This is a genomic window from Mesobacillus subterraneus, assembly GCF_020524355.2.
Classification (GTDB): domain Bacteria; phylum Bacillota; class Bacilli; order Bacillales; family Cytobacillaceae; genus Mesobacillus; species Mesobacillus subterraneus_C.
This window is the reverse complement of the sequence record NZ_CP129019.1, coordinates 2,654,865-2,666,665: the sequence shown is the minus strand read 5'-3', so window position 1 is coordinate 2,666,665 and position 11,801 is coordinate 2,654,865. Positions and strand designations below refer to the sequence as shown.

The following is an 11,801-nucleotide window of genomic DNA, read 5'->3' as shown; positions in this document are numbered from 1 at the left end:
TTTCCATATATTTTTTCAACCAAATTTATAAGATTTTTTACGAAAGAGGGGTTTAATTAAGCTATGAAGATGCTTGCTAAATGGCGTCTGCTGTCATTGTTCACATTGATGGCATTAGTCTTGTCCGGCTGTGGTGAGCCATTCCTGTCTACTTTAAGACCTGCAGGTGAAGTTGCTCAATCCCAGTATGAACTTATGTTGTTGAGCACGGCGATTATGGTGGGAGTAATTGCTGTCGTCACAATCATTTTTATTTATGTCATTATGAAGTTCCGCAGGAAGAATGACAACGAAATTCCAAAGCAGGTTGAGGGAAGCCACAAGCTGGAGATTCTTTGGACTGTTATTCCGATCTTATTGCTTCTAATTCTTGCTGTTCCTACAGTAGCTGCAACATTTAAGTTTGCAGATGTTTCTCCTATGGAAAAGAAAAATGCTGAAGGAAAAACTGATGCACTTGTGATCAACGTACGCGCGAATCTTTATTGGTGGGAATTCGAGTATCCAAATGAGGAAATTGTAACCAGCCAGGATTTGGTAGTGCCTACCGATGAAAGGGTTTACTTCAATCTTAAGGCTTCTGATGTTAAGCACTCTTTCTGGATTCCTTCTGCTGGAGGAAAGATGGATACAAACACAGATAACATCAATAAGTTCTGGCTTGAGTTTGACAGCAAAGGTGCTGACGAAGCTGGAGGCCTTTTCTACGGAAAATGTGCTGAGCTCTGCGGTCCTTCTCACGCATTGATGGATTTCAAAGTAAAAGCATTGCCACGTGCTGAATTTGATCAATGGGTAGCAGGTATGCAAGGAGTGAAAGAACCTGTTAAGGCAGAAACTGCTACTGCTCAGCAAGGGCAGGAAATCTTCAATAACAGCTGTATCGGATGCCACGCCGTAACTCCGGCAAATACTGCTCCAGAAGCAGCTCGTGTGGGTCCTAACTTGACAAACTTCGGTGATCGTTCACGCGTTGCTGGTGTCTTGGATATGTCAGAAGAAAATATCAAGAAATGGCTGGAAGACCCAGAAGCATACAAGCCAGCAAACAAGATGACTGGCAAGTATCCTGAGCTTTCTACTGAAGAACTTGATGCATTAACAGAATATCTGATGGGCTTGAAAGTCCAGAAATAACAGGGGATTTGTTTGAAAGGGAGGTAAAACTGTGAGTACCTATGCTCAGAAAAAGGGATTCGGCGCAACGTTATGGGATTACCTGACAACGGTTGACCATAAAAAAATCGCAATCCTTTATCTAATTGCTGGCGGATTCTTCTTCATCCTAGGCGGACTTGAAGCTATGTTCATCCGTATTCAGCTAGCTGTACCTAATAATGATTTTGTAAGCGCAGGTTTCTATAATGAAATTTTGACAATGCATGGAACAACGATGATATTCCTTGCAGCAATGCCGCTTGTATTTGCATTCATGAATGCTGTTATGCCGCTCCAGATTGGTGCGCGTGACGTAGCGTTCCCATTCTTGAACTCTTTAGGATTTTGGTTATTCTTCTTTGGTGGAGTATTCCTGAACCTTTCTTGGTTCCTTGGTGGAGCTCCAGATGCTGGATGGACTTCATATGCTTCTCTTGCAATGGCGTCTGAAACACACGGTATCGATTTTTATGCACTTGGATTGCAGATTTCTGGTGCGGGTACACTAATCGGGGGGATTAACTTCCTCGTAACGATCATTAACATGCGTGCCCCGGGAATGACTTATATGAGAATGCCGATGTTCACTTGGGCAACATTCGTAACATCTGCACTTATCTTGTTCGCTTTCCCTCCATTGACTGTTGGTCTGTTCTTAATGATTTTTGACCGTATGTTTGGTTCTAATTTCTTTGATGTAGCAAATGGTGGTAATACAATCATCTGGGAACACCTTTTCTGGATCTTTGGTCACCCGGAAGTTTATATTTTGATTTTGCCGGCTTTCGGTATTTTCTCGGAGATTTTTGCAATATTCTCTAGAAAACGCCTTTTCGGTTACTCATCCATGGTATTCGCGACTGTATTGATCGGTTTCCTTGGATTCATGGTATGGGCTCACCATATGTTCACTACAGGTCTTGGTCCGATTGCTAACGCGATTTTCGCAGTAGCGACAATGGCAATTGCCGTTCCAACAGGTATCAAGATCTTTAACTGGATGTTCACGATGTGGGGAGGAAGCATCAAGTTTACGACTCCGATGCTCTGGGCAGTAGCCTTCATCCCGTCATTCGTTGCCGGCGGTGTAACTGGGGTCATGCTGGCTTCAGCTGCGGCTGACTATCAGTACCACGACAGCTATTTCGTTGTCGCTCACTTCCACTACGTTATCGTTGGTGGTGTTGTATTTGCTCTATTTGCAGGTGCACACTTATATTGGTCAAAAATGTTTGGTACAATGCTGAACGAAACATTGGGTAAAGTCACTTTCTGGTTATTCCTGATTGGTTTCCACCTGACGTTCTTCATCCAGCACTTCCTAGGATTAATGGGGATGCCACGTCGTATCTTCACATTCTTGCCTGGACAGGGACTTGCATTAGGAAACTTGATCAGTTCTATCGGTGCTATCTTTATGGCGGTTGCTACAATCGTTCTACTAATTAACGTAATCATGACACAAGTTAAAAACGAAAAAGTCGGAAATGATCCATGGGGCGATGGCCGTACATTAGAATGGTCGATTGCATCTCCGCCGCCATTCTACAACTTCAAGCAGCTTCCACTTGTACGCGGACTGGATGCTTACTGGCTGGAGAAAATGGAAGGCAAGAAGGAAATGACGCCTGCAGAACCACTGGGCGATATCCATATGCCGAATAACTCTTTCATTCCATTCGTTATCTCATTTGGCCTATTCGTTGCTGCATTTGGTGCGATGTACCGTGCAGACTACGCATGGGGACTACCAGTCTTAATTTTAGGAATGGCTATCACTTTAGGTTCAATGTTCGTACGTTCAATTAAAGATGATCATGGATTCCATATTCATAAAGAAGACTTAATGGACGATGATCATGATAAGGGGGCAAAGGCATAATGCAAGCTGAAGAAAAATTCACTTATGAAACATGGCCTGCGGAGCCTGAAAAAGCAACCCTCGAAGCAAAGAACAAGTTTTTAGGCTTCTGGTTCTTCCTTGGGGGAGAGACAGTACTGTTTGCGACTCTGTTCGCTACTTATCTTGCATTGAAAGATAAGGTTCCTAGTGCTGACCATGCACTTGCCAAGGATATCTTTGAAATACCGCTTGCTTTTGCAGCGACAATGCTCCTTTTAACAAGTTCTTTGACAAGTGTATATGCTATGTACCATATGAAGAACTTTAACTTTAAGAAGATGCAGCTATGGCTCGGTTTGACAGTTGCACTTGGCGCAGCTTTCCTTGCTCTTGAGATTTATGAGTTCAATCACTATGTTCATGAATTCGGGCACACATTCACTAGCAGTGCTTTTGGCTCAGCCTTCTATACTTTAGTTGGCTTCCATGGTGGTCACGTTGCATTTGGTTTGGCTTGGATCATAACACTGATGGTCCGCAACTCCAAGCGTGGATTGAACCTTTACAACGCTCCAAAATTTTATGTTGCCAGCCTTTACTGGCACTTCATCGATGTTGTATGGGTATTCATCTTCACGGTTGTATATCTAATGGGAATGGTGGGATAAACTGATGGCTAATCAACAACCAAGTTCAGGTAACCCAAGAGTAGACGTCGAATATCGTCGCAAGAAAAGCGCCGAAGAGATGAGATACCAAATCGTTTCCTTTGCATTGATGATTTTCTTGACTCTTGTTGCTTTCGTTGCAGTAGGATATGAAGGATTTTCAGGCTGGTTTACAGTCCCATTCATTCTTCTCCTTGCTGTGATCCAGGTAATCTTCCAGCTATACTATTTCATGCACATGAGCCACAAAGGACATGAAGCACCAGCATTGTTCCTTTATTCTGGAGTCGTTATAGGTGCTGTAACAATCCTGGCATTTACAACAATTATCTGGTGGTAATATGACTTAAAGAAAAAATCGGCTATTAGCCGATTTTTTCTATGTAAGGAAGTATACTAACATTTAATGGCAGTGCCGTTTTATTGAAGTACCATACCTTTGGAAGTATAATGAAAGTAAAGTTCTAAAACAGGACGGGGTGAATTACAATGCTTACTCTAGATATATTTGGATTCAGAGCACTATGGAGTCCAGTATTTTTCCTGGTAATGGCAGCTTTATTAGTTGTTTATTATCTAATTGTTTTCAAATATTATCATCGTTTCAAGCAAGGTGTTCCAGCAACACGAAAGCAGGCTATTTATTTTACGTCTGCTATCATTGTGCTGTATAGCGTTAAAGGCTCGCCTGTGGATCTGATGGCTCATATAACCTTTTATATGCATATGATTCAAATGGCAGTACTTTACCTTGTCGTACCTCCTTTATTGATTTTTGGCTTGCCTGATTGGCTTTGGAGATCGTTTTTATCACTTCCGGTAGTCGATCCATTGTTTCGCTTTTTTACGAAGCCGCTAATTGCCTTGATCATGTTTAATGGAATATTCTCTATTTACCATATACCACTGATTTTTGACTTTGTAAAAACGGATATGTGGCTGCATGCAGGTTACACATCGATCCTATTTATTCTCGCGATGTTCATGTGGTGGCCTCTAGTCAATAAGTTGGAAGAGTATCAGACATTATCCGGTGTTAAAAAGATGGGGTATATCTTTGCTGACGGTGTACTAATCACACCTGCTTGCGCTTTAATCATTTTTGCTGATACACCCATGTACGCTACTTTTTCCGACCCGAATGCATGGGGAGAAGCTTTGAAATTATGTGTACCGCCAACGATGCTATCGAACCTGAATCTAAGCGGTCCTGAAACCTTCAGTTCTATTTCACTTCTGCATGATCAGCAGCTAGGAGGAGTAATCATGAAGGTCATTCAGGAAATCGTCTATGGCATCTTCCTTGGATATGCGTTCTTCCAATGGTTTAGAAATGAAGAGGATCATCAGGCTGAACAAGATGCGATCAATCTTGCGAGCGCTCCACAGCCAATTAAGTAATAATGATTAAAAGCTTCCTTGCTGGGAAGCTTTTATTTTTATGATTTTCATTCCAACAAAAAAATTATTAGATAACGACAATCAAATATTGAAAAAAAAGAGACAGGTCACCTACAATTAACTTTATGGAGAAATAATGATTGAGAGGTACATATATGTCTAACTTACCGATCCTGCCGACAATCAGCACTACATTTATTGTGTTAAGTGCGATCACTGTGGCAATTGGCTGGGCCCAAATAAAACAAAGAAAGATTGAAAAACATCGCAAGACTATGACACTGGCTGGTATATTCGCCATCATATTCTTTGTGATTTATGCATCAAGGACGATTTTCATTGGAAATACATCATTTGGTGGACCTGATGATATCAAGATTTACTATACGATATTCTTAATTTTTCATATCACACTTGCTACTATTGGTGCTGTCCTTGGAATTATCTCGCTATACACAGGATATAAGAACAGATTAGAGCGTCATCGTAAACTTGGTCCTGTCACCAGTGTAGTCTGGTTCTTTACAGGTATCACGGGAGTTGCCGTTTACCTGCTTCTATACGTATTCTATAAAGGCGGAGAAACAACTTCAGTCATCAAGGTCATACTTGGAACATAGCGGACTTAAAAACATTGCATATAGCAATGTTTTTTATTTAATGAAGGTATTTCCGCTTTAAGAAACGAATGTATTAGGTTGTATAAAGGAGGTTGAATTTACTTGGATATTAAAGTTTTGTCAGAAGAACATTATCTGGATTCAATGAATCTATCAATGTACGCGTTTCAGTATAAAGTGCCTGAAAGTGATGTTCCTAAAAGGTTGGAGACCCTTAAGAAACATCGGCTGCTAGGGATCTTTGAAGGAGAAGAGCTTGCTTCCAAATTGCATATTCTATCTTTGAATGTGAAGCTGGGGCAAAAGGATTGGAAAATGGGAGGTATAGCTGGAGTCGCTACATATCCTGAGCACAGACGAAAAGTCCATGTGAATGCCTTAATGAAACATGCACTAAAGGATATGGATCACAGTGGGAATATTGTTTCTTTCCTTCATCCATTCCAGATCGATTTCTATAGAAGGTTTGGCTGGGAGATTATTTCAGACAATAGGAAGATCACTATTGAAAAAATAGATTTAAAACCTGTAGATAGACAACCAGGAACCATTAAAAGACATACAGAGAAGAATCACTCATTGGATATTGAAAGAGTCTATGAGGAATATGCAGCCATGCATAGCGCGATGTTAGCAAGAGATTCGGAATGGTGGCGCACTACTATATACGGTGAACAAACAGCTGCAGTTTATTATGATTCTAAAAATGAAGCCTTAGGCTACATTTTATACGAGATTAAAGATAATGTTATGAAGGTTGAGGAATACGTTTCTCTAACCCATGAAGCGAGGAAAGCACTGTGGAATTTCATCTGCCAGCATGATTCAATGGCAGATCGAGTGGAAGTACTGTTATCAGTCCATGATCCATTCCCATATTTTTTAAAGGAGCCTAAGCTCAAAACGGAAATTTATCCATATTTCATGGGCAGAATTGTGAATGCTGAAAAAGCATTAGCCAGCTATCCCTTCAACACCACTACTGATGATAAAAAGGTGTTTCTTCATTTGGAGGATGCTGTTGCCCCGTGGAATACAGGGACATATATAATTGGGCAGGAAGGGGTCAAATTTCATCCTGTGAAAGAGGAAAGTACCTGTGTATCTGCTCCAAAGCGCGGACTGCATTTGAACATCAACAGTTTAACGGCCATGTTATTCGGCTATAAACGTACTCTTGAATTATTCGAGCTAGAACTGCTAAAGGGAGACATCAGTGAAGTCGCGGAGCTGGAGCATGCAATGCCAGCATTTAAGCCATTCTTTTATGATTTCTTTTAAAATTTGGCTCTATTAAACCCCATTGTTGTTTTATAGTCCTGTTGATTGTAGTGGAAGGCGCGTAGACTCCTGCAGGCTTAGCTGGTCAAAATGAGCCCCCGCAGGAACGAAGCGACGAGGAGGCTCATCGCCAGCCCCCTCGGAAAGCGAAGCGCCTGGAACGAAAATCAACAGCCTAGTTTAAAAGAGCATAAAATTTAATAAAAACAAAACCCGGATGCTAGTTCATCCGGGTTTCGTTTAGTTTATTAGAAAGTATAAATTTTTTGCACATAGATTCGTGTCTAACTCCAGCGCCTAGCCCTTCGAGACGCAAGTCTAGCTGCGGTTCCTAACTCCTCGAGTCGCTTCGGTCGCCAATGAAGTCAAAGAACGACTTCACTGTCAGGCCCTCCAGCGCTTGTCAGGGCTGGACAAGGCGCTTACGCTTTTCTAGATTTAAATTTTGAATTTCAATTTAATTATGCCAGCTTCTTTGGCTGAATTGAATCCAATCAAGAGCAATGGTCCGATGACAAATCCCATGAAGCCGAATAGCTTCAGTCCAAGATACATGGCAATCAGTGTAGATAGTGGAGACAGGCCTATATGGCTGCCCATTACCTTAGGCTCGACCGTACGCCTGATAATCAGCAAAATAACCGCCAGGACGGCCAGCTGGCTTCCTAGGGCTATATTACCTGTTGCCAGATGGAAGATTGACCAGGGAGCCAATATGACAATTGAACCTATCAGCGGGATAAAATCAATCAGCCAGATGATCGCCGCCATAACAATTGCATACTCCGGAGTAATGAAAAGCAACCCAATCAGGGCTACGATAAAAATAATGACACTCACCAAAAATTGTGCTTTCAAAAATCCAAACACAACATAAGACAGGCGGGATGTCATGAAATGTACTTTATCTGCTGTTCTCTCAGTTAAATGGCTGTATACACCTTGCCTCAAGGATGGGAGCTCAAGCAAGAAAAGAAACAGGGCAATCAAATAGACAAGGAAGCTGATCAGAAAATTCGGGATGTAGGTCAGCAATGCCTTCAAATTATCTATATTGATAAATGCAATCATGTCATTCTTAAGTTTATTGAGAAAGTCCTCTGCCCGGTTGCTGATTTCGGTTACAACTTCCCTGGGTAGGTCATTGGCTGCTTCCACAAACCTATTTTCCGCCTTATACCATGCATTCGTAATTTCATTTATATAGACTGGAGTATTATCAATCAAGTCAATTGCCTCGGTGACTGCTGTTGTAGTCAGGAAATACCCTGAAATAACTATGAGCAATACAAACAGGAGGAAAATTGCCAATACTGCCAGGCGCCGCCCAATCTTAAATTTTTTCTGGAAGTAAACCACTGCAGGCTCGAGAAAAAGGGCGGTAATCAAAGCAGCAATCAACGGGATGGAAACCGGAAGGATAATGTAAAGAATTGTTGTGATGGCGATGGTGATTAATGCAATCATGATTGTACGTTTAGTAAAAATACCGGACAAGTGAAGCTCCTTTCTATACTCTTGGAGAGTATATACCTATAAAAAGCATTTATTAAGGGCACTTAAGCCTTATATCTCAGAAAGCGCAAAAAATTCCTTAACACTTAAATTATAGTACGCATTTAATATAAGAAACAACAAAAATCAGCTATAACCCACGTCTTTTTATAAACTTTGTTGATTTTTATGCTGACGGACTCACTTTAGCAATGGTAGATCGCTATTCCAACTCTATCAATATTTGAGAACATCAGGTATCGGACCTTAATTTTAGGGGTGAGGCAATGAAGAAGTCAGGAGATGTCATGCCTCAGCAAATTAGAGAGGTATGCCGGGCAGTCTGTGCAATTGTTCATGCCAACATAAATGAAAATGTCTTTTTTCAACTATCGAGGTATAAAACCAGGATTTCACGATTGCGACGAAGAAATGCATTTGCTGACAATGGAGTAATGGTTGAGTTTGATCGGGGGTACGTGAAAATAAAAGTATTTGTAGACATTTGTATTGGAGAGTACTCGATCCTTGAAAATGCCACAGAACTTCAGAAAAACATAGAGGAGGAGATTGTGCTTTTTACTTCCTTTTTACCGAAAGCGATTGATGTTATTATTAGCGGCATTAATGTAAAAAAGACGCATTGAATGCGTCTTTTTAATGAAATAAAAAAGTAAAAAGATTCGTTTCGAGAAATGTCCAGCTCCAGCGTCTAGCCCCTCGAGTCGCTTTTTAGGTTCGGTCCGACCAATGAAATTCAAAAAAATACTTCACGAGTCGGAGCACAGAGAAAAACGATGTGCTAGAACCGCCAGCCACAGGACGTGGCGTTACAGGCGGTCAGCGCTGAACAAGGCACTTGCGCTTTTCGAATTAAAGTGCAAATTTCTCTGCTTCTGCTTTCACATCGTTTAATAACTTTTCGCACTGGCTGACAATTGCTTTAGGGAATTGCTCACCTTCACCATATTCAACGCCATGCGGATAATAATGTTTGCCCAGCAATGGAGTCATCAACTGAATGATCGCTTTGTGTGCTCCGACGTCACCTTCATGAACATAGCCCTGGACACGTAAATAAAATGTCCCTTCTTTAACCACAATCTTTTTGTCATAAGTTACTCGCTCATAGTCCCATTGACCCTCACGGACTAGGACGTGCTCTAACATAACCTCATCAAGACGGTTCAAGTCGGCCTTCAAGTTTTCAATACCTGTATTTTCGAATTTCATCCTATTCCCTCCTAAAACACACTGCAGTAATATCGCCTAAAATAGATTATATCTCAAATTTAATAATAGTAAAAATATGATAAAGTTGCAATGAATATAAAAGCGATTTTGTCTTCTTCCAATTGGACTGCTTGCAAAGGGCAACTGATGAATAAGAAATATTTAAAGGCATAAATAGGATATTCGGGGTAACCCTAACTTTGAGCAGCAAAGCTTTGATATAAGGAGGAAATGAAAGTGCGTAAAATCCGTGATATCATGACTAGCGATGTGGAAACATGTACTTTATTGGATAATGTATTTGAAGTAGCAGTCAAAATGAAAGAATGGAATGTTGGATCAATCCCTATCGTTGACAATGGTAAGCTCGTAGGTATGATCACTGACCGGGATATTGTCATTAGAGGGATAGCAGAAAAACATCCACCGTCTTCTAAGGTTGAAACGGTAATGAGTGGCCACCTGGTTACAGCGACACCGGGTATGTCCACTAAAGATGCAACCAGGCTTATGGCAGAACATCAAATAAGAAGGCTGCCCATAGTTGAAGGGGATAAATTAGTAGGAATCGTAGCGCTTGGGGACTTTGCTGTAAATGAAATGACAGACGAACAAGCACAACATGCTCTATCAGAAATCTCAGAACCTGGAAGCCGCATGCAATAGTCAAAGGCACTCATATTGGGTGCCTTTTTGTCATCAATCCTCCTACAAATGTTTGCACCTTATGTAAGAGTTGTTGTTTGATTTTACATTAAGCAGGCCTTATGTTAATACTAAGTTACCAAGGAACCACGAGAAATAGGGCAATCATATTAATAAATATGTTTTTTTTTGAGTCGGAAAGAACACTTCTATTAAAAAGAACTCTATAAATGATATAATAATTTCAAAAAATCACTCATATAGTGATAGAGAGAATAGTGTCTTTTGACTCACATCAATGTGGTTTGCCAAAGAAGGGGGGATCTACCTGCGAACTATTTTTAGGATTTTAGTTTTTGCCAGCTTTTTTTTACTGATTGGTTTATACATGGGATTTAATAAGGAAGATACTGAGGAACTGGTAATTGAACAGAAGACCGCCCCTAAAGAGGATGAATCCCTCGATAAGGATATCGATGAGAAAAATATTAGTGAGGGCATTGACCAGCCTGCACAGGGAGTTGGTTCCTTGTTAGGTAAGGATATTGATTCTCTTAAGGCTGCATTAGGTGAACCATCCAGGGTTGACCTATCAGCATATGGCTTCCATTGGTGGATTTATAACAATGACCTTGACCAATATATCCAGGCTGGTGTATTGAACGGAAAGGTTGTGACCGCTTTCGGGATTGGCGCTTCAGTAAATATTCAACCTTTTAAAACTGGACAGCCAATCGAAGAAATCTTTTCAATGAACGTGATTGAGCCTGATGTTACGTTTGAGTATAATGGAAGCTCATACAAATTTGAGCTTTCTGAGCAGGATATGAACACACGACCCATTATAAAAATGGGTGAATATTTTGTTCAGCTTTATATTGATAAATTCACTAGTACTGTCTCAAGCATCAGGTATATGGACAAAGAAACGATCATCAAACAGCGTCCGTATGAAATGGTGTACAGGGGAACTCTGTTAGAACCGACTGTATTATCTGAGGGAGATTGGGTCAGAATTGAAGCAGGTCTAGAAAAACAGATCCTGGACATTACTAACGCAATCAGATTAAGACATGAACTGCCAACGCTGGAGTGGGATGAAAAAACGGCAGAAGTCGCATATGCCCATAGCAAGGATATGGCAATTGAAGATTATTTTTCGCATGAGTCGGAAAAGTTCGGAGATTTATCGGAGAGGCTAAATACAGCGGAGATTTTGTATCAGGTGGCTGGGGAAAATATCGCAGCTAATTATACAGATGGACCAGCAGTTGTCGAGGGATGGCTGAATAGTGAAACCCATCGTGAGGCATTATTGAATGAAGAGTTTTCGCATCTTGGAGTTGGTGTGTATCAGATGCATTATACCCAGAACTTCTTGAAAATGTGGGAGCAACAACAGTAATTGCTATTTTACATTTATACATTATTTACAGCGAAGGAGCATGTCCGCAAGGT

Annotated in this window: 12 protein-coding genes; 10 read left to right on the top strand and 2 right to left on the bottom strand. The window is 40.9% G+C overall.

Annotated elements, in window-relative coordinates; genetic code table 11:
• Window positions 1-63: 63 nt before the first annotated feature.
• From coxB to LC048_RS13895, 7 genes are all read left to right on the top strand, one after another.
• Window positions 64-1,137: a cytochrome c oxidase subunit II gene (gene coxB / locus LC048_RS13925; protein ID WP_226600427.1), complete on the top strand. Its 1,074-nt coding sequence runs from the start codon at window positions 64-66 to the stop codon at window positions 1,135-1,137.
• A 31-nt stretch (window positions 1,138-1,168) separates the two neighbouring features.
• Complete coding sequence (locus LC048_RS13920) at window positions 1,169-3,040, top strand: cytochrome c oxidase subunit I (RefSeq protein ID WP_306047955.1); 1,872 nt, start codon at window positions 1,169-1,171, stop codon at window positions 3,038-3,040.
• Window positions 3,040-3,669, top strand: coding sequence for a cytochrome (ubi)quinol oxidase subunit III (locus LC048_RS13915; RefSeq protein ID WP_214735877.1), 630 nt, complete (start codon window positions 3,040-3,042; stop codon window positions 3,667-3,669). Before LC048_RS13920 ends, LC048_RS13915 begins: the two co-directional genes overlap by 1 nt.
• A gap of 4 nt (window positions 3,670-3,673) precedes the next feature.
• Window positions 3,674-4,009, top strand: coding sequence for a cytochrome c oxidase subunit IVB (gene ctaF, locus LC048_RS13910; RefSeq protein ID WP_226600429.1), 336 nt, complete (start codon window positions 3,674-3,676; stop codon window positions 4,007-4,009).
• A gap of 149 nt (window positions 4,010-4,158) precedes the next feature.
• Window positions 4,159-5,070: a cytochrome c oxidase assembly factor CtaG gene (gene ctaG, locus LC048_RS13905; RefSeq protein WP_226600430.1), complete on the top strand. Its 912-nt coding sequence runs from the start codon at window positions 4,159-4,161 to the stop codon at window positions 5,068-5,070.
• Window positions 5,071-5,225: 155 nt separating this feature from the next.
• The gene (locus LC048_RS13900; protein WP_306047954.1) at window positions 5,226-5,690 is read left to right on the top strand and encodes a DUF420 domain-containing protein; all 465 of its coding nucleotides are present in this window, start codon (window positions 5,226-5,228) and stop codon (window positions 5,688-5,690) included.
• Window positions 5,691-5,792: 102 nt separating this feature from the next.
• Window positions 5,793-6,971, top strand: a complete 1,179-nt coding sequence (locus LC048_RS13895) for a GNAT family N-acetyltransferase (RefSeq protein WP_306047953.1) — start codon at window positions 5,793-5,795, stop codon at window positions 6,969-6,971.
• A 438-nt stretch (window positions 6,972-7,409) separates the two neighbouring features.
• Here the strand turns inward: LC048_RS13895 and ytvI are convergent, their stop codons facing one another.
• Window positions 7,410-8,468, bottom strand: a complete 1,059-nt coding sequence (gene ytvI / locus LC048_RS13890; RefSeq protein WP_226600433.1) for a sporulation integral membrane protein YtvI — start codon at window positions 8,466-8,468, stop codon at window positions 7,410-7,412.
• Between the two features lie 284 nt (window positions 8,469-8,752).
• Between ytvI and LC048_RS13885 the strand changes: the two genes are divergently transcribed.
• A complete protein-coding gene (locus tag LC048_RS13885; protein WP_226600434.1) occupies window positions 8,753-9,112 on the top strand; it encodes a hypothetical protein in 360 nt (119 codons plus the stop codon).
• Between the two features lie 226 nt (window positions 9,113-9,338).
• On the opposite strand, the gene LC048_RS13880 is transcribed toward LC048_RS13885, so the two are convergent.
• A complete protein-coding gene (locus LC048_RS13880; RefSeq protein WP_306047952.1) occupies window positions 9,339-9,698 on the bottom strand; it encodes a YugN family protein in 360 nt (119 codons plus the stop codon).
• Window positions 9,699-9,935: 237 nt separating this feature from the next.
• On the opposite strand from LC048_RS13880, the gene LC048_RS13875 reads away from it, so the two are divergent.
• Together LC048_RS13875 and LC048_RS13870 are read left to right on the top strand one after the other, a co-directional pair.
• Complete coding sequence (locus LC048_RS13875) at window positions 9,936-10,364, top strand: CBS domain-containing protein (RefSeq protein ID WP_226600436.1); 429 nt, start codon at window positions 9,936-9,938, stop codon at window positions 10,362-10,364.
• A 307-nt stretch (window positions 10,365-10,671) separates the two neighbouring features.
• A complete protein-coding gene (locus LC048_RS13870; RefSeq protein WP_371932067.1) occupies window positions 10,672-11,748 on the top strand; it encodes a CAP domain-containing protein in 1,077 nt (358 codons plus the stop codon).
• Window positions 11,749-11,801: the final 53 nt, after the last annotated feature.